This is a genomic window from Pseudomonas sp. S5D5, assembly GCF_003013355.1.
Classification (GTDB): domain Bacteria; phylum Pseudomonadota; class Gammaproteobacteria; order Pseudomonadales; family Pseudomonadaceae; genus Aquipseudomonas; species Aquipseudomonas aylmerensis.
Genome location: NZ_PTEO01000001.1, coordinates 713,639 through 738,923, shown reverse-complemented (window position 1 = coordinate 738,923; position 25,285 = coordinate 713,639). Strand labels below are relative to the sequence as shown.

General features: G+C 62.3%; 27 protein-coding genes. 9 read left to right on the top strand and 18 right to left on the bottom strand.

Annotated features, from left to right (window positions below; genetic code table 11):
- Window positions 1-81: 81 nt before the first annotated feature.
- The 4 genes from lptE to C9990_RS03555 all read left to right on the top strand — a co-directional run bounded on the left by lptE (window position 82) and on the right by C9990_RS03555 (window position 3,507).
- Window positions 82-687, top strand: coding sequence for an LPS assembly lipoprotein LptE (gene lptE / locus C9990_RS03570; protein WP_106802538.1), 606 nt, complete (start codon window positions 82-84; stop codon window positions 685-687).
- Between the two features lie 39 nt (window positions 688-726).
- Complete coding sequence (gene holA, locus C9990_RS03565; RefSeq protein WP_065910085.1) at window positions 727-1,764, top strand: DNA polymerase III subunit delta; 1,038 nt, start codon at window positions 727-729, stop codon at window positions 1,762-1,764.
- 191 nt (window positions 1,765-1,955) lie between these two features.
- Entirely contained in the window at window positions 1,956-2,120 is a 165-nt protein-coding gene (gene arfA, locus C9990_RS03560; RefSeq protein WP_003176285.1) for an alternative ribosome rescue factor ArfA, read from the top strand.
- Between the two features lie 61 nt (window positions 2,121-2,181).
- Window positions 2,182-3,507, top strand: coding sequence for a lytic murein transglycosylase (locus C9990_RS03555; RefSeq protein ID WP_106802537.1), 1,326 nt, complete (start codon window positions 2,182-2,184; stop codon window positions 3,505-3,507).
- A 647-nt stretch (window positions 3,508-4,154) separates the two neighbouring features.
- Here C9990_RS03555 and C9990_RS03550 read toward each other — a convergent pair.
- From C9990_RS03550 to C9990_RS03485, 13 genes are all read right to left on the bottom strand, one after another.
- On the bottom strand, window positions 4,155-5,087 hold the full coding sequence (locus C9990_RS03550) for an LD-carboxypeptidase (RefSeq protein WP_106802536.1): 933 nt from the start codon (window positions 5,085-5,087) through the stop codon (window positions 4,155-4,157).
- A 153-nt stretch (window positions 5,088-5,240) separates the two neighbouring features.
- Window positions 5,241-6,242, bottom strand: a complete 1,002-nt coding sequence (gene lipA, locus C9990_RS03540; RefSeq protein ID WP_162473202.1) for a lipoyl synthase — start codon at window positions 6,240-6,242, stop codon at window positions 5,241-5,243.
- A 26-nt stretch (window positions 6,243-6,268) separates the two neighbouring features.
- Window positions 6,269-6,916, bottom strand: a complete 648-nt coding sequence (gene lipB / locus C9990_RS03535) for a lipoyl(octanoyl) transferase LipB (RefSeq protein ID WP_065910077.1) — start codon at window positions 6,914-6,916, stop codon at window positions 6,269-6,271.
- Complete coding sequence (locus tag C9990_RS03530) at window positions 6,916-7,197, bottom strand: DUF493 domain-containing protein (RefSeq protein ID WP_043047980.1); 282 nt, start codon at window positions 7,195-7,197, stop codon at window positions 6,916-6,918. The genes lipB and C9990_RS03530 overlap by 1 nt, the downstream gene beginning before the upstream one ends.
- Window positions 7,198-7,282: 85 nt before the next feature.
- Complete coding sequence (locus C9990_RS03525; protein ID WP_065910075.1) at window positions 7,283-8,440, bottom strand: D-alanyl-D-alanine carboxypeptidase family protein; 1,158 nt, start codon at window positions 8,438-8,440, stop codon at window positions 7,283-7,285.
- Between the two features lie 179 nt (window positions 8,441-8,619).
- Entirely contained in the window at window positions 8,620-9,618 is a 999-nt protein-coding gene (locus C9990_RS03520; protein WP_065910074.1) for a septal ring lytic transglycosylase RlpA family protein, read from the bottom strand.
- The gene (mltB, locus tag C9990_RS03515) at window positions 9,618-10,628 is read right to left on the bottom strand and encodes a lytic murein transglycosylase B (RefSeq protein WP_065910072.1); all 1,011 of its coding nucleotides are present in this window, start codon (window positions 10,626-10,628) and stop codon (window positions 9,618-9,620) included. The genes C9990_RS03520 and mltB overlap by 1 nt, the downstream gene beginning before the upstream one ends.
- Window positions 10,629-10,645: 17 nt before the next feature.
- Window positions 10,646-11,749: a rod shape-determining protein RodA gene (gene rodA / locus C9990_RS03510; RefSeq protein ID WP_065910334.1), complete on the bottom strand. Its 1,104-nt coding sequence runs from the start codon at window positions 11,747-11,749 to the stop codon at window positions 10,646-10,648.
- Between the two features lie 31 nt (window positions 11,750-11,780).
- Window positions 11,781-13,679 carry a penicillin-binding protein 2 gene (gene mrdA, locus C9990_RS03505; RefSeq protein ID WP_106802534.1) on the bottom strand — a complete coding sequence of 633 codons (1,899 nt, stop codon included), beginning with the start codon at window positions 13,677-13,679 and terminating at the stop codon, window positions 11,781-11,783.
- 15 nt (window positions 13,680-13,694) lie between these two features.
- Window positions 13,695-14,162 carry a 23S rRNA (pseudouridine(1915)-N(3))-methyltransferase RlmH gene (gene rlmH / locus C9990_RS03500; protein ID WP_003176297.1) on the bottom strand — a complete coding sequence of 156 codons (468 nt, stop codon included), beginning with the start codon at window positions 14,160-14,162 and terminating at the stop codon, window positions 13,695-13,697.
- A gap of 9 nt (window positions 14,163-14,171) precedes the next feature.
- Window positions 14,172-14,666 (bottom strand): ribosome silencing factor, encoded by a 495-nt coding sequence (gene rsfS, locus C9990_RS03495; RefSeq protein WP_003215432.1) that lies wholly within the window; start codon window positions 14,664-14,666, stop codon window positions 14,172-14,174.
- Window positions 14,667-14,735: 69 nt separating this feature from the next.
- The gene (gene nadD, locus C9990_RS03490) at window positions 14,736-15,380 is read right to left on the bottom strand and encodes a nicotinate-nucleotide adenylyltransferase (RefSeq protein WP_065910068.1); all 645 of its coding nucleotides are present in this window, start codon (window positions 15,378-15,380) and stop codon (window positions 14,736-14,738) included.
- Window positions 15,380-16,645 carry a glutamate-5-semialdehyde dehydrogenase gene (locus tag C9990_RS03485; RefSeq protein WP_106802533.1) on the bottom strand — a complete coding sequence of 422 codons (1,266 nt, stop codon included), beginning with the start codon at window positions 16,643-16,645 and terminating at the stop codon, window positions 15,380-15,382. Before C9990_RS03485 ends, nadD begins: the two co-directional genes overlap by 1 nt.
- Before the next feature lie 174 nt (window positions 16,646-16,819).
- Between C9990_RS03485 and C9990_RS03480 the strand changes: the two genes are divergently transcribed.
- Both C9990_RS03480 and C9990_RS03475 read left to right on the top strand, forming a co-directional pair.
- Entirely contained in the window at window positions 16,820-17,503 is a 684-nt protein-coding gene (locus C9990_RS03480) for a DNA-3-methyladenine glycosylase (protein WP_065910061.1), read from the top strand.
- 70 nt (window positions 17,504-17,573) lie between these two features.
- The gene (locus C9990_RS03475) at window positions 17,574-18,890 is read left to right on the top strand and encodes a bifunctional DedA family/phosphatase PAP2 family protein (RefSeq protein ID WP_106802532.1); all 1,317 of its coding nucleotides are present in this window, start codon (window positions 17,574-17,576) and stop codon (window positions 18,888-18,890) included.
- Here the strand turns inward: C9990_RS03475 and C9990_RS03470 are convergent.
- From C9990_RS03470 to C9990_RS03455, 4 genes are all read right to left on the bottom strand, one after another.
- The gene (locus tag C9990_RS03470; protein WP_065910332.1) at window positions 18,884-19,099 is read right to left on the bottom strand and encodes a hypothetical protein; all 216 of its coding nucleotides are present in this window, start codon (window positions 19,097-19,099) and stop codon (window positions 18,884-18,886) included. The genes C9990_RS03475 and C9990_RS03470 overlap by 7 nt on opposite strands.
- A gap of 101 nt (window positions 19,100-19,200) precedes the next feature.
- Window positions 19,201-19,791, bottom strand: a complete 591-nt coding sequence (locus C9990_RS03465; protein WP_065910057.1) for an LON peptidase substrate-binding domain-containing protein — start codon at window positions 19,789-19,791, stop codon at window positions 19,201-19,203.
- 21 nt (window positions 19,792-19,812) lie between these two features.
- Window positions 19,813-20,529 (bottom strand): LrgB family protein, encoded by a 717-nt coding sequence (locus C9990_RS03460; protein ID WP_106802531.1) that lies wholly within the window; start codon window positions 20,527-20,529, stop codon window positions 19,813-19,815.
- Window positions 20,526-20,879, bottom strand: coding sequence for a CidA/LrgA family protein (locus tag C9990_RS03455; RefSeq protein ID WP_065910053.1), 354 nt, complete (start codon window positions 20,877-20,879; stop codon window positions 20,526-20,528). The genes C9990_RS03460 and C9990_RS03455 overlap by 4 nt, the downstream gene beginning before the upstream one ends.
- Before the next feature lie 165 nt (window positions 20,880-21,044).
- On the opposite strand from C9990_RS03455, the gene C9990_RS03450 reads away from it, so the two are divergent.
- The 3 genes from C9990_RS03450 to C9990_RS03440 all read left to right on the top strand — a co-directional run bounded on the left by C9990_RS03450 (window position 21,045) and on the right by C9990_RS03440 (window position 24,081).
- Window positions 21,045-21,500, top strand: a complete 456-nt coding sequence (locus tag C9990_RS03450; RefSeq protein WP_065910051.1) for a MaoC family dehydratase — start codon at window positions 21,045-21,047, stop codon at window positions 21,498-21,500.
- 191 nt (window positions 21,501-21,691) lie between these two features.
- A complete protein-coding gene (locus C9990_RS03445) occupies window positions 21,692-23,410 on the top strand; it encodes a C13 family peptidase (RefSeq protein WP_106802530.1) in 1,719 nt (572 codons plus the stop codon).
- A gap of 29 nt (window positions 23,411-23,439) precedes the next feature.
- Window positions 23,440-24,081 carry an oxidoreductase gene (locus tag C9990_RS03440; RefSeq protein ID WP_065910047.1) on the top strand — a complete coding sequence of 214 codons (642 nt, stop codon included), beginning with the start codon at window positions 23,440-23,442 and terminating at the stop codon, window positions 24,079-24,081.
- Between the two features lie 61 nt (window positions 24,082-24,142).
- Here the strand turns inward: C9990_RS03440 and C9990_RS03435 are convergent, their stop codons facing one another.
- Complete coding sequence (locus C9990_RS03435; protein WP_106802529.1) at window positions 24,143-25,090, bottom strand: IS110 family transposase; 948 nt, start codon at window positions 25,088-25,090, stop codon at window positions 24,143-24,145.
- Window positions 25,091-25,285 lie beyond the last annotated feature (195 nt).

Sequence of the window (25,285 nt, the reverse complement as noted above, 5' to 3'; positions counted from 1 at the left end):
GGGCGCAGGGCTTGAGCCCTGCGCCGAACAAAGCCTTCAGGGCCTCGATAAGGCCCACATGGTTTCAAGGGGAGCAACAAAATGATCAAACGCAACCTGCTGGTTATGGGCCTCGCCGTGCTGCTGAGCGCTTGCGGCTTCCAGCTGCGCGGTACCGGCACCAACGAACTGGCGATCAAGGAACTGGACGTCAGCGCCCGCGACGCCTACAGCGAAACCGTCACCCAGCTGCGTCAGGTCCTGGAAAACAGCGGCGTTCACGTCTACACCGGCGCGACCTACAAGCTGTTCCTGGCCAATGAAAAAGAGACCCAGCGCAACCTGAGCTACGCCAGCGCCGGCCGTGCTTCCGACATCGAACTGAGCACCATGCTCAGCTTTGAAGTTCAGGGTCGCGATCACCTGCCTTTGATGAGTGACGACATCCAGGTGCAGAAAATCGTCAGCCACGACGGCAACAACCTCGTGGGCTCGGACTCCGAAATCATCCAGGTGCGCAAGGAAATGCGTCGTGAGCTGGTACAGCGCATGGTCCTGCGCCTGTCGATGATCACCCCGGAACAACTCGCGACCTTGCAACAACGCGCTGACGACAAGGCCAAGGCCGATGCCGACGCGCTGAAAGCGGCGCAAGAGTACGAAGACAACACGCCGAAACAGTCGCCTGTTGAAGTCCCAGTCGAGTAAGCCCGACGGGGCGCCCCAGGCGCCCCGTTCGCCCTGCCTATGAAACTCGCCCCCGCCCAACTCGCCAAACACCTGCAAGGTGGCCTCGCGCCTGTCTACATTGTCAGCGGTGATGACCCGCTGCTGTGCCAGGAAGCCGCCGACGCCATTCGCACCGCCGCACGCCAGCAAGGCTTCGATGAACGCCAGGTCTTCAGCGCCGACGCCAGTTTCGACTGGGGCACGTTGCTGCAAGCCGGCGCGAGCATGTCGCTGTTTGCCGAAAAGCGCCTGCTGGAACTGCGCCTGCCTTCGGGCAAGCCCGGCGACAAAGGCGCGGCCGCCCTGATGGAATACTGCTCGCGCCCCGCCGAGGACACGGTGCTGTTGATCAGCCTGCCCAAGCTTGACGGCAGCGCGCAGAAAACCAAGTGGGGCAAGGCCCTGGTGGAAGGGGCGCAAACCCAGTTCATCCAGATCTGGCCGGTGGACAGCAACCAATTGCCGCAATGGATTCGCCAGCGCCTGTCCCAATCCGGCCTGTCGGCGACCCAGGACGCCGTGGAGCTGATCGCCGCCCGCGTGGAAGGCAACCTGCTTGCCGCCGCCCAGGAGATCGAGAAGCTCAAGCTGATGGCCGAAGACGGGCAGATTACCGTCGAGACCGTCCAGGGCGCCGTGGCCGACAGTGCGCGTTTTGACGTGTTCGGGCTGGTGGACGCGATCCTCAACGGTGAACCCGCCCACGCCCTGCGCATGCTTGAGGGCCTGCGCGGCGAAGGCGTCGAGCCGCCGGTGATTCTCTGGGCGCTGGCCCGCGAACTGCGGGTACTGGCCAATATCTCCCTGCAATACAGCCAGGGCACGCCGCTGGACAAATGCTTCAGCCAGGCCCGGCCGCCGGTGTGGGACAAGCGCAAACCCCTGATGAGCAAGGCCCTGCAACGGCACTCGGCGCAACGCTGGGCGCAACTGCTGCTGGAAGCGCAGCGCATCGATGCGCAGATCAAGGGCCAAGCGGCCGGTTCGCCATGGATGAGCCTGAGTCGCCTGTCGCTGTTGATGGCCGGCCAGCGCCTGACATTGCCCGCCGAATAACCCAGCGCCCTATAGGCGCCGGCTGGCCGGCGATGAGCCCCTCGGGGGCAGCCGTGATCCCAGGAACGCCATCGCCCGCCAATCGGTGCCTACAAGTTATGGCGTACGGTCTGACATATCAGCGGGCTTTACAGCGGCGCAACTTCGGCAGATTATTTGCGCCGTTGCCCCACCCCACGAGAGTACCGACCATGAGCAAAAAGCCATCCAAGCATGGCCCCAACAAGGCCAAATCCATCATCGCCCAGCCACTGTTCCGCAGCCGTCAGGAACGCGCCGGCAAGGGCAAAGGCAGCTACCGCCGCGAAGCCTTCCAGTCTAATAGCTGGGAGGCTTCTTACTTTCTGGCTGCCTGAAGGCAAGCGCCCCTCTGGCATGATAAGGTCTGCACCTGATTTGTAATCCCTGGACCTGTGCATGCCCTCTAGTCTTTCCCGTCGTTGGCACCTTCGCCAATTGATCGCTGCCTCCAGCCTCATTCTGCTTGTCGCCTGCGCGGAAAAACCCACCGCTGCTGACGCCCAGCCCCTGCCGACGCTCCAGACCGCCCCTGTCGCAGCGCCCGCCGTCGTCGCCCCGCTGGCCGTGGACAACCTCGATATCCAACCGACCCAGACCTTTGCCGAATGGCAGGCTGGCTTCCGTGTGCAAGCCCTGCAGGCCGGCATCACTGCCGCCGTGTTCGACAATGCCTTCGCCAATGTCACCCCCGACATGGCCGTGATTCGTGCCGACCGCAGCCAGCCGGAATTTTCCCGTCCGGTGTGGGAATACCTCGACGGCGCGCTGTCGCCGGTGCGGGTGCGCAATGGCCAGGCGCTGCTGATCAAGTACGCCGACATCCTGCAAAGCATCGAACAACGCTACGGCGTCGACCGTCAGGCGCTGGTATCGGTGTGGGGCATGGAGAGTAACTTCGGCCAGTTCCAGGGCAACAACTCCGTGATCCGCTCCCTGGCGACCCTCGCCTATGAAGGCCGTCGCCCGGCCTTTGCCCAGGCGCAATTGCTCGCGGCGCTGCAGATCATCCAGCACGGCGATATCCAGGCCGACCAGATGAAAGGCTCCTGGGCCGGCGCCATGGGCCAGACCCAGTTCATCCCGACGACCTACAACACCCACGCCGTGGACTTCGACGGCGACGGTCGCCGCGACATCTGGAACAGCCCTGCCGATGCCCTCGCCTCCACCGCGCATTACCTGCAAAGCTCCGGCTGGCAGAAAGGCCAGCCGTGGGGCTTTGAAGTCAAGCAATTGCCGGCGAACTTCGACTATGCACTGGCTGATGGCGGCATCCGCAAAAGCGTGGCCGACTGGCTGAAGTTGGGGATTCAGTTGCCACCGGGCGCGAGCCTGCCACCGAATGTCGACTCGTTATCCGCCGCCCTGCTGCTGCCGGCCGGCTACCGTGGGCCGGCGTTCCTGGTGCTGGATAACTTCCGCGCGATCCTCAAGTACAACAACTCGTCGTCCTATGCATTAGCGGTGGGGCTGCTGTCAGAGCGCTTCGCCGGCGGCGGCGTGATTCGTGGCGATTGGCCCAAGGATGAGCTGCCGCTGAGTCGCTCCCAGCGCATAGACCTGCAAACGGCGCTGAGCGCCAAAGGCTATGACGCCGGCAACCCGGACGGCATCATCGGCGCCAACACGCGCAAGGCGATTCGTGCAGCGCAGCAGGCGCTGGGCTGGCCGGCGGATGGCTATCCGACGGTTAAACTGCTGGAGTCGCTGCAGACCCGGTAGAGCGTCGTAAGGCAACTACCGCTATCGCAGGCAAGCCAGCTCCCACAGGGGAATGCATTCCAAATGTGGGAGCTGGCTGGCCGGCCGATAGCTATCCGACGGTGAATCTGCTGGAGTCGCTGCAAACCCGGTAGGGCGTCGTAAGGCAACTAACGCTATCGCAGGCAAGCCAGCTCCCACGGGGGAATGCATTCCAAATGCGGGAGCTGGCTGGCCTGCGATAGCTATCCGACAGTGAAACTGCTGGAGTCAATGCAGACCCGGTAGAGCGTCGTAAGGCAACTTCCGCCATCGCAGGCAAGCCAGCTCCCACAGGGGAATGCATTCCAAATGTGGGAGCTGGCTTGCCTGCGATGGCTATCCGCCAGTGAAACTGCTGGAGTCGCTGCAGAACCGGTAGAGCGTCGTAAAGCAACTACCGCTATCGCAGGCAAGCCAGCTCCCACAGGGGAATGCATTCCAAATGTGGGAGCTGGCTGGCTGGCAGATGGCTATCCGACGGCGGAACTGCTGGAGTCGCTGCAGACCCGGTAGGGCGTCGGAAGGCAACTACCGCTATCGCAGGCAAGCCAGCTCCCACAGGGGAGTGCATTCCAAATGTGGGAGCTGGCTTGCCTGCGAAGACGGCGTGACAGGCAACATCAAACTCAGCCTTTGAGCACGACATCCTGCTCCAGCATCAGCCGCTTCTCCCCCGCATCCAACCGCACCAGCGCGCCCATCGGCAGCGTCAGGTTCGGGTCGCAATGCCCGCTGCGCCAGCCAGACAACACCGGAATGCCCAATGGGGCGAAGGTCTGTTTAAGCAGGCGCTCCAGCGCCACAGCGTCCACACCCGCCACATCCCCCACCAGCACACCGGCCACTTGTGCAAGCTTGCCCGCCAGTCGCAGGTGCGTCAGCAGGCGGTCGATGCGGTAGATCGGCTCGTTGACGTCCTCGATCAGCAGGATGATGCCCTGCGCGTCGATTTCAAACGGGGTGCCCATGACCGCGGCGATCATCGACAGGTTGCCACCCAGCAAGCGCCCACAGGCAATGCCAGGCTCAATCGTGGTCAACGGGTACGCCACCGGGTGTGCCAACAGGCTGCCGCTGCCCAGTTGGCCGCGCAGCAGGCTGAACAAGGAAGACTCGGTGGGTTGCTGCTTGTCGCCGAGCAGGTCGGCATTGAGCATCGGCCCGTGGAAGGTCACGAAACCGGCGTAGCGGCTGATCGCCAGGTGCACCGCGGTGATGTCGCTGTAACCCACGAACGGCTTGGGATTGGCGCGCAGCAGGTCGAAATCCAGGCGATCGAGCAAGCGCGGCGTGCCATAGCCTCCGCGCAGGCAGAAGATCGCATCGATTTCAGGGTCGGCGAAGGCGGTATGGAGGTCATGCAGGCGCACGTCATCGCTGCCGGCCAGGTAGCCGTCGCGCTCATACACACCGGGGAAGATTCGCAGGTCGTAGCCACGGGCACGCATCCATTGCCCGGCTTTTTCAACGTCCAGCGCGGCAGGGCCGGCGGGGGCGATCAGGGCGATGGTGCCTTCACTGCGTAAAGCAGGTACGGCGGCCGCGAGTTGAGTGGTCATCCATGCTCTCCATATCGGTGACGCAGAAACAACTGTAGGAGCTGGCTTGCCGGCGATGCGGTCACTTCGATGCAACAGATGCACCGAGGTGAAGCTATCGCAGGCAAGCCAGCTCCCACACAAACCGGCTTCTACAATTGAATCGGGGCCGGCTTACGAAACCAGGCTGGCCTTGACCAGCTTGGCCTGTTCGTCAGCGTGGTACGAGGAACGTACCAGCGGGCCCGATGCGACGTTCTTGAAGCCCATCTTGTAGCCTTCCTCGGCGAACCAGGCGAAGGTGTCCGGGTGCACGAAGCGCTGGACCGGCAAGTGGCTGCGGGACGGCTGCAGGTACTGGCCGAGGGTCAGCATGTCGATGTCGTGTTCGCGCATGCGCTTCATGACTTCGATCACTTCGTCGTCGGTCTCGCCCAAGCCCAGCATCAGGCCGGATTTGGTCGGGATGTGCGGCATCATCTGCTTGAATTTCTGCAGCAGGGTCAGCGACCACTGGTAGTCCGAACCTGGGCGCGCGGCCTTGTACAGGCGTGGCACGGTTTCCAGGTTGTGGTTGAACACATCCGGCGGCTCGGCAGCGGTGATTTCCAGCGCTACGTCCATGCGGCCACGGTAGTCGGGCACCAGGGTTTCGAGCATCACGTTCGGCGACAGTTTGCGGATTTCGCGGATGCAGTCGGCAAAGTGCTGGGCACCGCCGTCACGCAGGTCGTCGCGGTCTACCGAGGTAATCACCACGTACTTGAGTTTCAGGTCGGCGATGGCGATGGCCAGGCTTTCCGGTTCGTTGACGTCCAGTGGCTTCGGCCGGCCGTGGCCGACGTCGCAGAACGGGCAACGACGGGTGCAGATATCACCCATGATCATGAACGTGGCGGTGCCGCCGGAGAAGCACTCACCCAGGTTCGGGCAGGAGGCTTCTTCGCACACGCTGTGCAGCTTGTGTTTGCGCAGCAGGGCCTTGATACGGTCGACTTCCGGCGAAACCGGGATGCGCACGCGAATCCAGTCAGGCTTCTTCGGCAGTTCGGTGGTCGGGATGATCTTGACCGGGATGCGTGCAACCTTCTCGGCGCCGCGCAGCTTTACGCCGGCTTCCACCTTGGCACGCGGGGCCGGGGCCGGACGCTCGGTGATGTCCAGCGTCGGGATCATGGTTTGCACTGCATCAGTAGTCATAATCAGTCGATTCCGCCCGTGAGGGTCGTCTGCTCAGCATAGTCGAGGTGTTTGACGAGCTGCGCACGCAGCCGGGCACTTACCTCGGCAAATTTAATCGGTGTGGCGTGGTCGCTCAGTTGGGTCATCGCCAGCCCGGCGTAACCGCACGGGTTGATCCGCCGAAACGGCGCCAGGTCCATGTCCACGTTCAAGGCCAGGCCATGAAAGGAACAACCGTGGCGAATGCGCAAACCGAGGGAGGCGATTTTCGCGCCGTCCACATACACACCGGGTGCATCGGGCTTGGCCGCGGCGGTCACGCCGTAACTGGCCAACAGCTCGATCAGGCAAGCCTCCATGCGGCTCACCAGGTCGCGTACGCCAAACCCAAGCTTGCGTACGTCCAGCAGCAGGTACGCCACCAGTTGACCCGGCCCATGGTAAGTCACTTGGCCACCTCGGTCGACCTGCACCACCGGAATATCACCTGGCAGCAGCAGATGTTCGGCCTTGCCGGCCTGGCCCTGGGTAAATACCGGCGGGTGTTCCACCAGCCAGATCTCATCGGGGGCCGAGCTGCCGCGCTCATTGGTGAAGCGCTGCATGGCGTGCCAGACGGGCTCATAGTCCATCTGGCCGAGCTCGCGAAAGCCCAGGGTATGCGACATCACAGCACCATGTGCACGAAGCCGGTGGCCCGCAGTTCACTGTTGATGTTGTAGAGCTGGTCCTGATCCGTGGCAACGATGTGCAACTGGATCGTGGTGTATTTGCCGGTGGAGCTCTGACGCTCGTCCACACGGTTGTCGTTGATCGTCGCGTGTTTTCTGACGATCTCGAGAATCTTGTCCTTGCGGCCCACGCCGGTATCGCTGATCACCTTGACGGGATAATCCGTCACTGGGAATTCGATCTTGGGCGCCTTTACTTCTACTTCTTTATCGGTCATGGCGAAACGGCCTCGTAAGCGTAAGCCGTGGCGACGGGCAAAGCCCCGTGTCGGATCAACACGGGGCTTTGCAGGTGCACACTAATCAGTTGAACAAGCTGTAGAAGAATAGACGGATGCTATCCCACACGCGGCGGAAGATACCACCTTCGTCGACGGCGTCCAGCGCGATCAGGTCGGCGCTGTGCACCACCTTGTCGTCCAGTTTCACTTCGACCTTACCGATCACGTCACCCTTGGCGATTGGCGCGACCAATTGCGGGTTCATGGTCATGCTGGCCGCGAGCTTTTTCAGCTGGCCTTTAGGCATGGTCAGGGTCAGGTCTTCAGCCAGGCCGGCCTTGACCTGCGAGGTTGCGCCTTTCCAGACCGGAGCCGTCGCCAGCTCAGCACCCTTCTGATAGAAGGTCTGGGTTTCGAAGAAGCGGAAACCGTAGGTCAGCAGTTTTTGCGTCTCGGCCGCACGGGCCTGCTCGCTGTTGGTGCCGAATACGACGGCGATCAGGCGCTGGCCATCACGTACGGCGGACGACACCATGCAGTAACCGGCTTCTTCGGTGTGGCCGGTTTTCAGACCGTCGACGGTCTTGTCGCGCCACAGCAGCAGGTTGCGGTTAGGCTGCTTGATATTGTTCCAGAAGAATTCCTTCTGGGAGTAGATCGCGTAGTGCACCGGGTCGACGCGGATGATCGCGCGCGCCAGGATCGCCATGTCGTGAGCCGACGAGTAGTGCTCTGGGTTTGGCAGGCCGGTCGGGTTCATGAAGTGGCTGTTGGTCATGCCCAGGTCAGCCACGGTTTTGTTCATCATGTCGGCGAACGCGTCTTCGCTGCCGGCGATGTGCTCGGACAGGGCCACGCTGGCGTCGTTACCGGACTGAATGATGATGCCGTGCAGCAGGTCGCTCACGGTCACTTGCGAGCCGACCTTGATGAACATCCGCGAACCGCCGGTGCGCCAGGCGTTTTCGCTGACGGTGACCGGGTCGTTCTCGCCGATCTGGCCGCGACGGATTTCCAGGGTCGCGATGTAGGCGGTCATCAGCTTGGTCAGGCTGGCTGGGGGCAGGCGCTGGTCACCGTTGTTCTCGACCAGCACGTTGCCGCTGGCGGCATCCATGAGGACCCAGGCCTTGGCAGCCAGTTGCGGGGAAGCCGGCACCATTTCAACCGCCCAGGCGGCCGGGGTGATGATCAGCGAAAGAAGCAGGCACGTGCGTTTGGCTAAGGTGGTGATGTTCATCCGTCTCTCGAAATTGCTTATGGAAACTTGCCCTCGCGGGCAAAACTTATTCAGACAGCCCGCTACCAGACTGTCACGTGTTCGGTTGCCCGCTCACCCCTTGCCCCTGGGTTTTTATTGTTCAACGAGCCAACAACCAGGGTTCAAGCCCGCGCACGGGCCAGAACCATCAATCTTTCTTATTCGGCGGTGACCACGCTGGGTTGCCCCAGGTTGGCCAGGCGCACGCTGTTCTGCACTTGCGCGACCTCGCTCGGCGAGCCGATCGGGCCCATGCGCACACGGTGCAGGGTCTGCTGGTTACGCACGATGGAGCTGATGAAGACCGGCGCGCTGACCATGCTGCTCAGCTTGGACCTTAACAGTTCTGCCGCATCCGGGTTGGCGAAAGCGCCCACCTGCAGGTACTGCCCGCCCGCCATCGAACTGCCCGGCGCGGCCTGAGGCACGGCCACGGTGTCCGGCGCGTGCTGCGCCGGCGGCGGTGTCCACTGCTCGACCTTGCCGGCCGACGCGGTAATCTGTGGTTGCGGCGTTTGCGGTTCGTTGAGCATCAACGGCGCCGGCTTGCCACGCTGGGCCCAGTACTGCGCCGGGTCGATCCCCTCGACCTTGACCCGCGCGGTGCCGGTTTCGGCGTAGCCGAGTTTCTTCGCAGCGGCGTAGGACAAGTCGATAATCCGGTCCGAATAGAACGGCCCACGGTCGTTGACGCGCAGGATCACCGTGCGATTGTTGTCCAGGTTGGTCACGCGCACATAGCTGGGCAGCGGCAGGGTCTTGTGCGCCGCGCTCATGCCATACAGGTCATACACTTCGCCGTTGGCGGTGTTCTGGCCGTGGAACTTGGTGCCGTACCAGGACGCCGTGCCCGATTGCACGTAGGTCTTGGATTCCTGCAGCGGGAAATAGGTCTTGCCCAGCACGGTATACGGGTTGGCCTTGTAGGCGCCGGTGTGCAGGGTTGGCGTGGCATCCGGGATCTTCGATACGTCGACATCCCACCACGGCGCGCCATCTTTGTGCGCGCGGTTGATGTCCAGGCCAGGCTGGGAACGGATGGCGGTGCCGCCGGACTTCTGCGCCGGACCGCGACTGGTGGAACAACTGACAACCAGCAAGGACAACGCGGCGAACGCCACCAGCTTGAGCGGTTTATTGAACGGCGATGCCCGCATTACTTGTTGCCCCGTGCTTGGACCAGCATGTCTGACAGCTGATGCACGGCCATGGCGTACATCACACTGCGGTTATAACGCGTGATTGCGTAGAAATTCTTCAGGCCCATCCAGTATTCAGGGCCATTTTCGCCTTCGAGGCGGAACGCCGTCACCGGCATATCATCGCGTGGCGCATTCTGACTCGACCAGCCCAGCGCCCGCAACTCCCCGACCGTCTTGGCCGGCTCGATACCCTGGGTCAGGCCTTCATCGGCGCGATCGCCGGTCACATCGGCACGGATCACCACCGGTTCGCCGGCGACCCAGCCGTGGCGTTTGAAGTAGCTGGCCACACTGCCGATGGCGTCGTCGGGATTGCTCCAGATATTGATGTGCCCGTCGCCGTCAAAATCCACGGCATAAGCGCGGAAGCTGCTCGGCATGAACTGCGGCAGGCCCATGGCACCGGCGTAGGAACCCTTGAGGGTCAGCGGGTCGACCTGCTCTTCGCGGGCCAACAGCAGGAACTCACGCAGCTCCTTGCGGAAGAAGTCGGCGCGCGGCGGGTAGTCGAAACCCAGGGTCGACAGGGCGTCGATCACCCGGTAGCTGCCGGTGTTGCGGCCGTAGAAGGTTTCGATGCCGATAATTGCGACAATCACCTGGGCCGGCACGCCGTACTCCTGCTCGGCGCGGGCCAGTACGGCCTCGTGCTGGCGCCAGAAGTCCACGCCACGGGCCACGCGGGCGTCGGTCAGGAACATCGGGCGATATTCCTTCCACTGCTTCACGCGCTCGGCGGGACGGGAGATGGCGTCGAGAATCGCCTGCTTGCGCTGGGCTTCGCGGAACACGCCCATCAGTTGTTCACCGGCGAAACCGTAGTCGCGGGTCATCTCACCGACAAATTCGGCGACCTGGGGTGAGCCATCGTAGTCACCGGCCTGCACCTCCTGCGTTGCCCCCAGCAGCCCGATCAGGCCCATCCAGGACGCATGCCGAGTCGCCCAGCCGCGCATTACTTGCATTGACATCTTCACCTTATTCAAACCTGTGCGATCCATTTGCGATGCGTATGAATCGACATCAAAACCCCAAACGCTGACAGCAATGTCACCAGCGAAGTTCCGCCGTAGCTAATGAACGGCAACGGCACCCCAACCACCGGCAACAGGCCACTGACCATACCGATGTTGACGAAAACGTAAACAAAAAAAGTCATGGTCAGGCTGCCGGCGAGCAATTTGCCGAACAGCGTCTGCGCCTGCGCGGTGATCACCAGGCCGCGACCAATCAACAGCAAATAAATCAGCAACAGCGCGCAAATGCCCACCAGGCCGAACTCTTCGCCCATCACCGCAATAATGAAGTCGGTGTGGCTCTCGGGCAGGAAGTCCAGGTGCGACTGGGTGCCCAGTAACCAACCCTTACCAAATACACCGCCGGAACCGATGGCGGCCTTCGACTGGATAATGTTCCAGCCGGTGCCCAGCGGGTCGCTTTCCGGGTCGAGGAAGGTCAGGATCCGTTGCTTCTGGTAGTCGTGCATGAAGAAGAACCACATGGCCACGGCCACCGGCACGGCGGCGGCCAGCACGCTGAGGATCCAGCGCCAGCGCAGCCCGCCCATGAACAGCACGAACGCACCGCCCGCCAGGATCAGCAGCGAGGTGCCGAGGTCTGGCTGGCGCACGATCAGGATAAAAGGCACGCCGATCAGGAACAGGCTGATGGCCACATGCTTGAGCTGCGGCGGCAAGGTGCGCTTGGACAGATACCAGGCAATGGTCGCCGGCATCAGGATCTTCATGAATTCCGACGGCTGGAAGCGAATCACCCCGGGAATGTTGATCCAGCGCGTCGCCCCCATGGCGTTGTGGCCCATCACGTCCACCACCACCAATAGCAACACGCCGGCAACGTAGCCCAAGGGCACCCACCGCGCCATGAACCGCGGTTCGAGCTGGGCAATCACCAGCATCGACAACAGGCCAAGGCCGAACGACGAGGCCTGCTTGATCAGCAGGTCCCAGTTCTTGCCGCTGGCCGAATACAGCACGAACAGGCTGCCGGCCGCCAGGGTCAGCAGCAGGATCAGCAACGGGCCATCGATGTGCATGCGCTGCAGCAACGTCGCGCGGCGACGCATCACATCCTCGCTGGAGAGGATGCGGTCAAAATTACTCTTCACTGGCCGTAACCTCGGTGCTTGAAGGGGGGCCGCCATATTCGGGCTTGAGCCTGCCGTCGTCGGCCAACAGCCAGGCATCCATCACTTGGCGCACCACGGGCGCAGCAACGCCGGAGCCGGACTCGCCGTTCTCGACCATCACCGCCACCACGATTTTCGGGTCGTCCGCCGGGGCAAAGCCGACAAACAAGGCGTGGTCACGGTGGCGCTCCTGAACCTTGGAGCGGTCATATTTCTCGCCCTGCTTGATCGCGACCACCTGGGCGGTCCCGCTCTTGCCGGCAATCCGATACTGCGCGCCGACCGCCGCCTTGCGCGCGGTGCCACGGGCGCCGTGCATCACTTGCTGCATGCCGTGGTTGACCTTGGTCCAGTCCGACGGGTCGCGCAGCACGATGTCCGGGATCGGGTTTTCATCCAGCGGCTTTTCGCCCTCGATGGTCTTGGCCAGGTGCGGCCGATTCCAGACGCCTTTGTTCGCCACCAGCGCCGTGGCCTGGGCCAGTTGCAGCGGCGTGGCCTGCATATAGCCCTGGCCGATCCCGAGGATCAGGGTTTCGCCCGGGAACCAGGCCTGGCGACGGGTCGCGCGCTTCCACTCGCGCGATGGCATCAGGCCAGGGGATTCCTCGAACATGTCCAGGGAGACTTTCTGGCCCAGGCCGAACTTGCCCATGTAGGCAGACAAACGGTCGATGCCAAGCTTGTGGGCCAGGTCGTAAAAATAGGTGTCGTTGGAGCGCATGATCGCGGTGTCCAGGTCGACATAGCCGTCACCGGTGCGGTTCCAGTTACGGTATTTGTGATCGTAGTTGGGCAGCATGTAGTAGCCCGGGTCGAACACGCGGCTGGAGGCGGTGACCACGCCCGCATCCAGGCCGGCAATCGCCACCGCCGGCTTGATCGTCGAACCCGGCGGGTACAGGCCACGCAACACGCGGTTGAACAGCGGTCGGTCGATGGAATCACGCAACTCGGCGTAGGCCTTGAAGCTGATCCCGGTGACGAACAGGTTAGGGTCGAAGCTCGGCTGGCTGACCATCGCCAGCACTTCGCCGGTATTCGGGTCCAGCGCCACGACCGCGCCACGACGCCCACCCAGGGCCATCTCCGCCGCTTCCTGCAGCTTGATGTCCAGGCTCAGCACAATGTCCTTGCCCGGCACCGGGTCGGTCCGTTTGAGCACCCGCAGCACGCGGCCGCGCGCGTTGGTCTCGACTTCTTCGTAACCCACCTGGCCGTGCAGTTCCGGCTCGTAGAAACGCTCGATGCCGGTCTTGCCGATATGGTGGGTGCCGCTGTAGTTGACCGGGTCGAGACTTTTCAGCTCTTTCTCGTTGATCCGGCCCATGTAGCCGACCGAGTGCGCAAAGTGCGGCCCCTGCGGGTAGTGGCGCACCAATTGTGCGACCACTTCCACGCCCGGCAGGCGGAACTGGTTCACCGCGATCCGCGCGATCTGCTCTTCGGTCAGCTCAAACAGGATCGGCACCGGCTCGAAAGGCCGGCGCCCCTGCTTCATGCGCTTCTCGAAAATCACCCGGTCTTCCGGAGTCAGCTGCAGCACCTCGACAATGACATCGAGGATCTGCTGCCAGTCGCCGGAACGCTCGCGGGTCATGCTCAGGCTGAAGCTGGGACGGTTATCCGCGACCACCACGCCATTGCGGTCGAAAATCAGGCCACGGGTCGGCGGAATCGGCTGCACGTGCACCCGGTTGTTTTCCGACAAGGTGGAGTGATAGTCGTACTGGATCACCTGCAGGAAATACAGGCGGGCAATCAGCACCCCCAACAGCACCACGACCATGATCGCGCCAAACACCACGCGCGCGCGTACCAGACGTGCGTCTTTCTCGTGGTCCTTGATGCGGATCGGCTGGGTCATCGGGAGGGGCGCAGATTATTTGTGGTAAGGGTGCCCGGACAGAACTGTCCAGGCGCGATACAGCTGTTCACCGATCAGGATCCTTACCAACGGGTGCGGCAGCGTCAGCGCCGACAGCGACCAGCGCTGATCCGCCCGCGCGCAGACTTCCGGCGCCAGCCCTTCCGGGCCGCCGACCATGAAGTTGACCGTGCGCGAGTCCAGGCGCCAGCGATCCAGCTCAACCGCCAGTTGCTCGGTGCTCCAGGGTTTGCCGTGCACTTCGAGGGTGACGATGCGCTCGTTGGGGCCGACCTTGGCCAGCATGGCCTCGCCTTCCTGACGGATAAAGCGTGCCACGTCGGCATTCTTGCCCCGGGTATTGAGCGGTATCTCTACCAGTTCCAGCGACAGCTCAGCGGGCAGACGCTTGGCATACTCGTGCCAGCCTTCTTCCACCCACTTGGGCATGCGTGAACCGACAGCAATCAGACGCAGGCGCACAGCCGTTCCTTATTCCTGGTCTTTGTTCAGCTTGTCGAAGTGCGCGTGGCCCACTTCCGGGCTGTGGTGCTTGCCGTCAGCCGCACGGCTCTGCTCGGCGCCTTTCCACAGACGCTCCAGGTCGTAGAACTGACGGGCGTTGGAAGTCATCATGTGAACGATCACGTCGTCCATGTCCAGCAGCACCCAGTCGCTGTCGCCCTTGCCTTCTTCACCCAGCGGCTTGACGCCCTGGGCCTTGACGGCTTCGCGGACCTTGTCGAGCATCGCGCCGATCTGGCGGTTGGAGGTACCGGTGGCGATGATCATGAAGTCGGTGATGCTCTGCTTGTCGCGTACGTCCAGGACCTGGATGTCCTGGGCCTTCACGTCTTCCAGGGCCGCCACGGCGACTTTTACCAGCTCTTCGCCAGCCAGCTCAGGGCCGGTGTGCGCTTCAACCGGCAGCGGGGCGCTTTTGAACGTGCCTTTGCGCTTAACTTTGCTTACGTCTTTGTTCGTCATAAAAAACTCGTTTTGCTCGTATGTTCGGGCGCTTGCTGCACGGTTGTCCGTGCGTTCAAGCGCGCCTTTTCAGTTCGACGCACGGTAAAGCCCGTGCGCATCGATGTAGGCCAGGACCGCGTCAGGCACCAGGAAACGTACCGACTTCCCGCTGGCCAGCAGTTGACGGATCTGGGTGGCGGACACCGCAAGCGGGGTCTGCCAGACGAATGCAATATTCCCGTTCGGCCCGGTCAGGGCCAAGGGGTCACTTACCGACCGCGCAGCCAGCAGGTTGCGCAAGGCATCCGGCGGTTCGCTGTCGGCATCCGGGCGTTGCAAAACCAGGATGTGGCAATGCTGGAGGAGTTCCTCCCAGCGATGCCAAGAGGGCAGGCCGCAAAATGCGTCCCAGCCCAAAAGCAGAAACAACTGGTCATCCGCGGCCAACTCGGCGCGCATCAGCTCCAGGGTGTCGACAGTGTAGGACGGTTTATCGCGCTTGAGCTCGCGATCGTCCACCACCAGCGGCGGTATGCCTTCCACGGCAAGGCGCACCATTTCCAGGCGCTGCTGCGGCGACACCTGTGGAGTATCGCGATGCGGCGGCCGGAAATTGGGGATCAGGCGCAGTTCGTCCAACGCCAGGGCATCCGCGACTTCCAGGGCACTGCGCAAATGGCCGATGTGCACGGGGTCGAAGGTGCCACCGAGCAGCCCGATGCGTTTAGCCATCAAGTGCGCACATGACCGTCGCCGAACACCACGTACTTCTCGCTGGTCAGGCCTTCCAGGCCAACCGGGCCGCGTGCGTGGAGCTTGTCGGTGGAAATGCCGATCTCCGCCCCCAGGCCATACTCGAAGCCGTCGGCAAAACGCGTCGAGGCGTTGATCATCACCGAAGCGGAATCCACTTCATTGAGGAAACGCCGGGCATCGCTGAAATGCTCGGAAACAATGGCATCGGTGTGCTTGGAGCCGTAGGTGTTGATGTGTTCGATGGCCTCGTCGAGGTCGTCGACAATCTTGATCGACAGGATCGGCGCGGTGTATTCGGTGTACCAGTCCAGCTCGGTCGCCTCGATCACATCCCCGCCGAGCAGCGCACGGGTGCGCTCGCAACCCCGCAGCTCCACGCCCTTGTCACGGTAGATGGCAGCCAGCGGCGGCAGCACGCGCTCGGCAATGCCTGCGTGCACCAGCAGGGTTTCCATGGTGTTGCACGGGGCGTAGCGGTGAGTCTTGGCGTTGTCAGCGATGCGGATCGCCTTGTCGATATCGGCGGCCACGTCGATGAACACGTGGCACACGCCGTCCAGGTGCTTGATGACAGGCACCTTGGCATCGCGGCTGACGCGTTCGATCAGGCTCTTGCCACCGCGCGGCACGATCACATCGACGAATTCCGGCATGGTGATCAAGGCGCCCACGGCGGCGCGGTCGGTGGTTTCCACCACTTGCACCACTTCAGCCGGCAACTCGGCCACCGCCAGGCCCTGCTGGATGCAGGCGGCAATGGCACGGTTGGAATTGATCGCTTCGGAGCCGCCACGCAGGATGGTGGCATTACCTGACTTGAGGCACAGGCTCGCGGCGTCGATGGTCACGTTCGGGCGCGACTCATAGATGATGCCGATCACGCCCAGCGGCACCCGCATCTTGCCGACCTGGATGCCGGATGGCAGGTAACGCATGTCGCGGATTTCACCGATGGGGTCAGGCAGCTTGGCCACCTGACGCAGGCCTTCGATCATGTCGTCGATACGTGCCGGGGTCAGCGCCAGGCGGTCCAGCAGCGCGGGCTCCAGGCCATTGGCGCGGCCGTTGGCCAGGTCCTGTTCGTTGGCGGCGGTCAGCTCGGAGCGCGAGGCGTCCAGAGCGTCGGCGGCTGCCAGCAGGGCACGGTTCTTCTGCGCGGTGCTCGCACGGGCGATCAACCGCGAGGCCTGACGGGCAGCGCGACCCAGGCGGGTCATGTAGTCAAGAACGGACTCAGTCATGGTCAGGGAGTCTTGGCAAAGAGGAAAGCGGCAGATTATAGCTGTGACGCCGCCCGACTGACAGCGGTGAGGGGCGGATGGTCGAAATGAACTGTAAAAACCTGGGGTTCAGCGGTAATTAAGGTGGGAGTTGTTATTATTCCGTCACATTTAGCCGTAATAACCCTGAACGCCATGTCCGGTTTGACCCCGCAACTCCCCGCCAGCGCCCTGCCCGACAGCTTCTTCGACCGCGATGCACAATTGCTCGCGCGCGAATTGCTCGGAAAAGTCATACGCCATCGCGTCGGCGATATCTGGCTTTCGGCGCGAATTATTGAAACCGAAGCCTATTACGTGGCCGAAAAAGGCAGCCACGCCTCACTCGGCTACACAGAAAAGCGTAAGGCTTTGTTTCTGGATGGCGGCCATATCTACATGTACTACGCCCGTGGCGGCGATTCGCTGAACTTCAGCGCCCACGGCCCGGGCAATGCGGTACTGATCAAATCGGCCTATCCGTGGGTCGATGAACGCTCCGGCCCCGCCAGCCTGGCGCAGATGCTGTTGAACAATCCGAACGCCGACGGCAGCCCCCGTGCCTCGCAGAAGCTGTGCGCCGGGCAGACGCTGCTGTGCAAAGCGCTGGGCCTGAAGGTGCCGGTTTGGGACGCCAAGCGCTTCGATCAGGACTTGCTCTATGTGGAAGACGTTGGCCAGACACCCACACAGATCATCCAGACCACCCGCCTGGGCATCCCCAGTGGCCGTGACGAACACTTGATGTACCGCTTCGTGGACGCGGGCTATGCGCCGTATTGCACGCGCAACCCGCTGCGTCGGGGCCAGGTCGAAGGCCGCGATTATTTTTTGATGTGATGACACGGCCTGCAGGAGCCCGGCTTGCCGGGCGCGTGCAAGGTGTACGAACTTGGATGGAGTGGATTGTATGGGCCAATGGCTCGATAGCATTACTGGCTGGCTGACCCTCAACCCGCAATGGCTGGCGGTGGCGGTGTTTATCGTCGCGTGCGTGGAATGCCTGGCGATTGCCGGACTGATCGTGCCTGGCACGGTGTTGCTGTTTGCCATCGCTGCCTTGGCCGGCAGTGGTGCGCTGTCGTTGAGCGAAACCCTGTTGCTGGGTTTTCTCGGAGGGTTGCTGGGCGATGCTGTGTCCTATTATCTGGGGCGTCATTTCCACCAGAACATTCGCCGCCTGCCCGGTCTGCGCCACCACCCCGAGTGGATGAGCGGCGCAGAGACCTACTTCCACAAGTACGGCATCGCCAGCCTGTTGGTCGGACGTTTCATCGGCCCGCTGCGCCCGATGCTGCCAATGGTGGCCGGCATGTGCGACATGCCGTTTCCGCGCTTTGCCGCCGTCAGCATTCTAGCCGCCGCCGGCTGGTCGGTGGCCTACCTGTTGCCAGGCTGGGCGACCGGCGCCGCGTTTCGCCTGCCATTGCCACCAGGGTTCTGGCCGGAAGCGGGGATTGTCGCGGCCTGCCTGGCGATACTGCTGGGGCTTAGCTTGAACAGCAGCCTGCGCGGGCATCGTCGCGCGACGCTGTGGATCGGCTGCGCCAGCCTGACGCTGTTGATCGCACTGTTTATCGGCTATCCGCACCTCAACGACTTTGACCAGGGCCTCAGTGCGCTGGTCCAGGAACATCGCAGCGCCTGGTTGGACGAGGTGATGGTGCGGATTACGCAGTTGGGTGAGTTCAAGAAGATGTTCGTCGCCAGCGCCGTGTTCACCGGCCTGCTGCTCCTGGCACGGCAATGGCGGCATGCCGTGTTTGTCGGCGCCACACTGGCCGGGGCGGCGGTGATCAATACCGGGACCAAGCTGTTTTTCGCGCGCGGTCGCCCGGAGATCCTGACCGACCCACTCACCAGCTTCAGCATGCCCAGCGGGCACGCGTCCGGCGCGTTCGCGTTTTTCCTGGCATTGGCGGTATTGGCCGGTCGCGGCCAGCCCACGCGGTTGCGCCTGACCTGGATGCTGCTGGGCTGCATCCCCGCTGCTTTTATCGCATTGTCCCGGGTGTACCTGGGCGCTCATTGGCCCACCGATATCCTGGCGGGCACGCTGCTGGCGATGACCGTGTGTGCGTTCAGCCTGACCGTCAGCCAGTACCGCAGCCCATTGCCGCCGATGTCGCAGAAAGCCTGGTGGCTGTTACTGCCGGCGATAGTGGCGGTGCTGAGTTTTATCGCCTTTACCGGCACACCGCACGCGCTGCTCAGGTACGCCTACTGACTCCGGGCCGGCCCCAACCAGTCGACGGGAGCAACGCGACGCTCAATACAGCGTTCGCGTCGCTCCAACAGCATCTCATCGGCAATCTCTGCGGCGCGCTCGGCGATGTATTCCGCACCGCGCTTGGCGTCCGACTGCAGCAATTGCCCGGCAATGCTGACAAAAAAAGCGTCCCAGACCGCCTGCTCCGATTGCGCTAGCCGAATCATGTCCATTCCCCGATCATCGTTATGTGATCGGCGACTATTTCAGGCAACGCACAGCGGGCCGCGAAGAAACGTCCGAAAGCAGCACCGGAGTTTTCCGAAACTCAGGTGAACAGCTCGCCTTGCAGCTCATCGAGCAACATCTGGATCGCGTCCAGCCGTTGCTGCGGGTCGTCGAGTTGCAGCAGGTCGATCTTGTCGGCCTCGGTGAACGGCAGCAGATACGCCAGTTGGTTGCCCAGGGCTTGCTGGCCGTCGGCGTGGGCGCCCATGTCCAGCGAGGCGACCATCGGGTGTTCGGCCAGGGCCTGCAGCAAGGCCAGGAGGTCGGCGTCCTCTTCTTCCAGCGCTTGGTCCGGTTGTTCTTCCAGCCACTGCACCTCGGCCACCAGCAACTGGTCTTTCTGCACGCCGGCGTCACGCACGCGGAAGCGACGGCCACCTTCGACGCGAATCCCAAGCAGGCCGTTGTCCTGTTGCTTGAAGTCGCGAATCAGCGCTTCGCAGCCGATCAGCGCGTAGCCGTCCGGGGCGATGCCCACTTCCTTGCCGTCGAGGATGCACACCACGCCGAAGCTTTCGCCCTTTTTCAGGCAGCGGCTGATCATGTCCAGGTAGCGCGCCTCGAACAGTTGCAGGTCGAGGGTGCAGCCAGGGAACAGCACGGTATTGAGCGGGAACAGCGCCAGACTCATAAAGGTTTCCTTAAACCTGGTTTAAACAATCACCGACACAGCCAGCGGCAGGAATACCGCCGTGGCCACGCCCATCAGACTCATGGCCAGCGCTGCAAAGGCGCCGCACTCTTCGCTTTCCTGCAGGGCCACCGAGGTGCCGACGGCGTGGGCGGTCATCCCCAGCGCGATGCCGCGCGCCTCGGGGCTGCGCACCCCCAGGCGCGACAGGTAAGCGGGTCCGATCATCGCGCCGATCACCCCGGTGATCAGCACAAACACCGCCGCCAGCGCGGCCACGCCGCCGATCTGTTCGGCCACCAGCATGGCGATCGGCGAGGTCACCGACTTGGGCGCCATCGTCATCAGCATCCTATGCTCGGCGCCAAACCACCACCCCAGCAACACACACAGGCCGGTGGCCAACACGCCACCTATCACCAGCGTAGTAAAAATCGGCCAGAACAATTGGCGAATCCGCCGCAGGTTCAAGTACAGCGGCACCGCCAGGGCCACGGTCGCGGGGCCGAGCAGGATGCTCATGATCTCGGTGCTCTTGCGGTACTCGGCGTAGCTCAGCCCGCAGGTGAGCAACACGCCAATCACCAGCAGCATGGAAACCAGCACCGGCTGCAGGAAAATCCAGCGGGTTTTCTCAAAGCCCGCGAGTACCAATTGATACGCGCCGAGGGTGATACCGATGCCAAACAGAGGGTGGTGAATCACGGCTGTCCACGCGCCTTGCCAGTCGAAGATCATTGATCCTTCTCCTTGCGCTTGACCATGTGCTCCATCAACAGGCCGACAAAGCCCATGGCGATCACCAGCGACACCACCAGCGCGCCGACGATTGCCCAGAAGTCGGCGGCAATGTCCCGCGCATACACCATCACCCCCACCGCCGGCGGCACCAGCAGCAACGGCAAATAGCGCAACAGGCTGCTGGCCGCCAGGCTCAGGGGCTCGCCGACTTCGCCGCGCCACACCAGGTAACCGAGCATCAGCAGCAGGCCAATGATCGGGCCCGGCAGCACCGGTAACAGCAAATGATTGATCGCCGTGCCGATCAATTGAAACAGCACCAGCCATGTCAGACCGCGTAACAGCATCCGTTCTCTCCCCCCTCAAGACCCGCCCGCATTATAAGCATGCCCGCCCTATGCATCGGCATTCGCCAAAAGCATGGTGGGTTGACCGGGCTGATTGGCCATGATGATCTACATTGGTTCTCTGTAACCCATAAAAACAGCACCGATGAACCAAGGAGAGACGCAATGCCCTATGTACCCGTAGCGCAGCTCAAAGATTATGTCGGCAAGGAACTGGGACGTTCCGAATGGCTCACCATCGACCAGGCTCGTATCAACCTGTTCGCCGAGGCCACTGGCGATCACCAGTTCATCCATGTCGACCCGGTCAAGGCCGCGCAGACGCCGTTCGGCACCACCATCGCCCATGGTTTCCTGTCGTTGTCGCTGATGCCCAAGCTGATGGAAGACCTGCTGATCGTGCCCGAAGGCTTGAAGATGGCCGTCAACTATGGCCTGGACAGTGTGCGGTTTATCCAGCCGGTGAAGGTCAATTCCAAGGTGCGCCTGAACGTGACCCTCAATGACGTCACCGAGAAAAAGCCCGGTCAATGGCTGCTCAAGGCCACCGCGACCCTGGAAATCGAAGGCCAGGAAAAACCCGCTTACGTAGCCGAGTCGTTGTCGCTCTACTTCGTGTAACCACCCGCCCCCATGTAGGAGCTGGCTTGTCAGCGAAAAACGCACAGCCGCCGCATTCCCCCTGAATGCCCGCCGGCAAGCCGGCTCCTACGGATCTGTGGAAAGGCAAAATCCTTACCACAACAGATGTAAATTTATGTATGAAACCCGCAGCTGCGGCATACTCGGCGCTCAATTATCCGGATCCCGCTATGCGCCCACTCGCTCCCCTTGCCCTTGCCCTGTTGCTCACCGCTTGCGGAGACGGCGAATCGCTGTTGCCGCCCGATGCGCGCCTGCCCGATGGCGGCCGTTACCGGGGCGATGTGGTCGATGGCTTGCTGCAAGGCAAGGGTCGCGTGGACTACCCGAACGGCAGCTGGTACGCCGGGCAGTTCGACAAAGGCCAGTGGCACGGCCAGGGCGAGTGGCATGGCAGCAATGGCGAAGTCTATAAAGGCCAGTTCCAGCAAGGCCTGTTCGACGGCCAGGGCAGCCTGACCACGGCCGGCAGCCAGTATGTCGGCGGCTTCAAGAACGGTCGACGCAACGGCGAAGGCACCCTCAAAGAGGGGCAGATGACCTATCGCGGCGAATTCAAGGACGACCAGTATTCCGGCCTCGGCCGCCTGGAACTGGCCGATGGCAGCCAATACCAGGGCCAGTTCGCCCACGGCAAGCCGAACGGCGAAGGCCAGCGCAACGATGACAGCGGCAACCAGTTCAACGGTCACTTCGTGGATGGCCAACTGGAAGGCAACGGCACGTTCAACAGCGCTGACGGCGACATCTATGTCGGCCAGTTCAAGCAGAACCAGCTCAACGGCAAGGGCCGCTACGAAAACGCCGACGGCGATGTCTGGATCGGCCAGTTCAAGGAAGGCGCCCTCAGCGGCAAGGGCGAGTTGATCGGCGTGGACGGCAGCCATTACGTCGGCCAGTTCGTCGACTGGCGCTTTACCGGCGAAGGCCGCTTGAACCTTACCGACGGCAGCTTCTATATCGGCGGCTTCGACAGCGACAGCTATCAAGGCAAAGGCACCCTGGTGCTGACCGATGGCACGGTGCAGGCCGGTACCTGGGTCAACGGCATGCGCGTGCGGGATGCCGACGGCAAGCTGCTGCCCGATCCACTGGAGACCGGGATCCTGGCCCAGGGCCACCTGCTCGACGCCGCCCTCGCCGCGGTGCCCGCCTCCACCTCGGCGGTGGAGCTGTACACCCTGGTACTGGCCGGCGACGGCAAACAAAGCGTGTTCCTGCGCGAAGCCGATTACGTCAGCAATATGCTCGCCACGCGCTTCGGTGCCCGCGGGCAGATTCGCCTGGTCAACCACCGCGACCATATCGCCGACCGTCCGATGGCCACGCGCGAAAGCCTGCGGCGCGCCGTCCAGACCCTCGCGGAGCGCAGCGGTCCGGAAGACCTGGTGTTCATCTACCTGACCAGCCACGGCACCCACGAACACGAGCTGGTGCTCGACCAACCGCGCATGGAGCTGGCCGACCTGCCCGCCGATGAACTGGCGGCGGTGCTCACGCCGCTGAAGAATCGCGACAAGATCATCGTGATTTCCGCCTGCTACTCCGGCGGGTTTATCCCGGCGCTGAAGGATGAACACACGCTGATCATGACCGCCTCGCGCGCCGACCGCGTGTCCTTCGGCTGCTCCGAGGAAGCTGACTTCACCTACTTTGGCGACGCCCTCTTCGCCCAAGCCTTCAACCAGACCGATGACCTGCAGCAGGCGTTCAAGCTCGCGCAGCTGCATGTGACCGAACGCGAACAGGCGGACAACTTCGAAGCCTCCGAGCCGCAGATCTGGGCCCCCAAGGGCGTCATCGCCCACTGGCAATTATTACGCAAGCAGCAGGCACGAAAGGCGCTCGAAAGCGTCTCAATGAATAGCAAGGAAGCCAAAGACAACTAAGCTGTAATGTGTAACAAGGGGGAAACACCATGTACCTGACACCGCAGCATATCTTGCTCGCCGGCGCCTCCGGGCTCACCGGCGAACACCTGCTCGACCGCCTGCTCAACGAGCCCACCGTGACCCGCGTGCTGGCACCGAGCCGCAAGCCGCTGGCCGAGCACCCACACCTGGAAAACCCGGTCGGCGACCCGGCGGTCTTCCTGCCGCAACTGAGCGGCCGGGTGGATATCGCGTTCTGCTGCCTGGGCACCACCATCAAGCAGGCCGGCTCTGAAGAGGCCTTCCGCGCCGTGGACCTGGACATGGTCGTGGCCTTCGCCAAACGTGCGCGGGAAATGGGCGCACGGCACTTGATCGTGATCAGCGCGATCGGCGCCGACCCGAAATCCTCGATTTTCTATAACCGCGTCAAAGGCGAAATGGAACAGGCGCTGAAGGCGCAGGACTGGCCGCAACTGACCATCGTGCGGCCGTCGCTGCTGCTGGGCGAACGCCTGGAGCCGCGCCTGGCCGAGCAATTGGCCGGGCCATTGTCGCGGTTGATTCCGGGCAAGTACCACGGCATTGAAGTCTGCGAACTGGCCCGGGCCATGTGGCGCCTGGCGCTGGAAGAGCAGGATGGGGTGCGGGTGGTGGAGTCGGATGAGCTGCGCAAGCTCGGCAAGTAACCCGATCTAACCCCCTGGCGCAGTTTCAAATGTGGGAGATTCTATGGTTGAGGAGCAACCCTCAACCAACCTTCGGTTGGTATTCGTTTTGTCCTTTCAGCAAGGCAAAGACCACCCGGGCGAGCTTGCGAGCCAGCATTACCAACACCTGAGTTGTGCTATATCCCCGTGCGCGCTGCGCTTGGTAAAACTCTTTCCATGCTGCTGTCCGGCTGGCAGCCATTGCTGCGTTATGCAGAAGGCGCCGTGCTTCTGAGTCGCCGCGCTTGCTCAAGCTGCGGCGATTATCTTTCTGCCCTGACTTAGAAACGCGCAAATCCATGCCCAGGAAGGCAATAAAAGCGTCCGCGTTTCTAAAATCACCTCGCTGAAAGGTTGTAATCAAACGGGCGCCAGTCAAAAAACCGATACCTTCAACTTTCATGCAGCGTTTGAGTTGGGCCAGCAACCCGGCCTCTTTCAGGCGATCACCGATCATTTTTTCTATCAGCCCTTCAAGTCTTTGCATCGACTTCATTTGCTCAGCGAAAGAGGCCTTCAACTGCGGCTCGTTCGCCCAGCTTTGCGTTAGGCTGACGCGAGCTTGAACCAAAGCGGCACGACGACGGAAAAGGCTCAAAAGTTGGCGATAAAGAGGAGACGGTGGAGTCCAGGGGTGAAGTTCGTCGGCTTCTTTTCTCAAATACCGCGCCAGTAATTGGGCATCCAAAGCGTCGGTTTTAGCCCGAACCTTCACACCTTTGCGGTAATGGCTGAGTTCATAACCACCGACCATGTAAATAACGCAGCCGGCCTCATAGGCCAGGTCAGCGAACTCCAAGTGGTAGGTATTAGTCGCCTCAATTGCGATCGCTATGGCGCCCGGTAAAGCCTTCAACCACGTTTTGATGGCGGCTTTGTTGTTCGGGATCGTTTCCAGCAGATCGAGCTCGGCGTGATAAATCACCAACTCATTTTTTGCGACATCAATACCAACGATTGGCTTTGAGACGGGAACTGGCATTGCCATAGTGACGTCCTCCGGGCTAAGGTTTTAAGCACTTGAAGGGCTCACCCAGGGGCGCAGGCTTGTTCCTATCGTCGGTCATAGCCAGATGCATTCTTTATCGGCGCTTGGGTGAAAGGAGGAGGGGCGAAATCTCCCACGGTCTGTACTGCTCTAACAGTCAGAATCGGGCTTTGTCCCTCCTCCTCCCTTCAAGTC

What these genes read in the sequence shown, in the direction of transcription:
- holA (WP_065910085.1), top strand. Translation starts at nt 727, where the DNA reads ATGAAACTCGCCCCCGCCCAACTCGCCAAACACCTGCAAGGTGGCCTC.
- C9990_RS03525 (WP_065910075.1), bottom strand. Translation starts at nt 8,440, where the DNA reads ATGAACATCACCACCTTAGCCAAACGCACGTGCCTGCTTCTTTCGCTG.
- C9990_RS03455 (WP_065910053.1), bottom strand. Translation starts at nt 20,879, where the DNA reads ATGCTGTTACGCGGTCTGACATGGCTGGTGCTGTTTCAATTGATCGGC.
- mltB (WP_065910072.1), bottom strand. Translation starts at nt 10,628, where the DNA reads ATGCAAGTAATGCGCGGCTGGGCGACTCGGCATGCGTCCTGGATGGGC.
- C9990_RS03480 (WP_065910061.1), top strand. Translation starts at nt 16,820, where the DNA reads ATGTCCGGTTTGACCCCGCAACTCCCCGCCAGCGCCCTGCCCGACAGC.
- C9990_RS03530 (WP_043047980.1), bottom strand. Translation starts at nt 7,197, where the DNA reads ATGACCGATAAAGAAGTAGAAGTAAAGGCGCCCAAGATCGAATTCCCA.
- C9990_RS03485 (WP_106802533.1), bottom strand. Translation starts at nt 16,645, where the DNA reads ATGACTGAGTCCGTTCTTGACTACATGACCCGCCTGGGTCGCGCTGCC.
- C9990_RS03445 (WP_106802530.1), top strand. Translation starts at nt 21,692, where the DNA reads ATGCGCCCACTCGCTCCCCTTGCCCTTGCCCTGTTGCTCACCGCTTGC.
- lptE (WP_106802538.1), top strand. Translation starts at nt 82, where the DNA reads ATGATCAAACGCAACCTGCTGGTTATGGGCCTCGCCGTGCTGCTGAGC.
- C9990_RS03440 (WP_065910047.1), top strand. Translation starts at nt 23,440, where the DNA reads ATGTACCTGACACCGCAGCATATCTTGCTCGCCGGCGCCTCCGGGCTC.
- arfA (WP_003176285.1), top strand. Translation starts at nt 1,956, where the DNA reads ATGAGCAAAAAGCCATCCAAGCATGGCCCCAACAAGGCCAAATCCATC.
- C9990_RS03555 (WP_106802537.1), top strand. Translation starts at nt 2,182, where the DNA reads ATGCCCTCTAGTCTTTCCCGTCGTTGGCACCTTCGCCAATTGATCGCT.
- C9990_RS03470 (WP_065910332.1), bottom strand. Translation starts at nt 19,099, where the DNA reads ATGATTCGGCTAGCGCAATCGGAGCAGGCGGTCTGGGACGCTTTTTTT.
- rsfS (WP_003215432.1), bottom strand. Translation starts at nt 14,666, where the DNA reads ATGACGAACAAAGACGTAAGCAAAGTTAAGCGCAAAGGCACGTTCAAA.
- C9990_RS03465 (WP_065910057.1), bottom strand. Translation starts at nt 19,791, where the DNA reads ATGAGTCTGGCGCTGTTCCCGCTCAATACCGTGCTGTTCCCTGGCTGC.
- C9990_RS03475 (WP_106802532.1), top strand. Translation starts at nt 17,574, where the DNA reads ATGGGCCAATGGCTCGATAGCATTACTGGCTGGCTGACCCTCAACCCG.
- nadD (WP_065910068.1), bottom strand. Translation starts at nt 15,380, where the DNA reads ATGGCTAAACGCATCGGGCTGCTCGGTGGCACCTTCGACCCCGTGCAC.
- lipB (WP_065910077.1), bottom strand. Translation starts at nt 6,916, where the DNA reads ATGTCGCATACCCTGGGCTTTCGCGAGCTCGGCCAGATGGACTATGAG.
- mrdA (WP_106802534.1), bottom strand. Translation starts at nt 13,679, where the DNA reads ATGACCCAGCCGATCCGCATCAAGGACCACGAGAAAGACGCACGTCTG.
- C9990_RS03450 (WP_065910051.1), top strand. Translation starts at nt 21,045, where the DNA reads ATGCCCTATGTACCCGTAGCGCAGCTCAAAGATTATGTCGGCAAGGAA.
- rodA (WP_065910334.1), bottom strand. Translation starts at nt 11,749, where the DNA reads ATGCGTCGCCGCGCGACGTTGCTGCAGCGCATGCACATCGATGGCCCG.
- C9990_RS03435 (WP_106802529.1), bottom strand. Translation starts at nt 25,090, where the DNA reads ATGGCAATGCCAGTTCCCGTCTCAAAGCCAATCGTTGGTATTGATGTC.
- C9990_RS03550 (WP_106802536.1), bottom strand. Translation starts at nt 5,087, where the DNA reads ATGACCACTCAACTCGCGGCCGCCGTACCTGCTTTACGCAGTGAAGGC.
- C9990_RS03460 (WP_106802531.1), bottom strand. Translation starts at nt 20,529, where the DNA reads ATGATCTTCGACTGGCAAGGCGCGTGGACAGCCGTGATTCACCACCCT.
- lipA (WP_162473202.1), bottom strand. Translation starts at nt 6,242, where the DNA reads ATGATCCCGACGCTGGACATCACCGAGCGTCCGGCCCCGGCCCCGCGT.
- C9990_RS03520 (WP_065910074.1), bottom strand. Translation starts at nt 9,618, where the DNA reads ATGCGGGCATCGCCGTTCAATAAACCGCTCAAGCTGGTGGCGTTCGCC.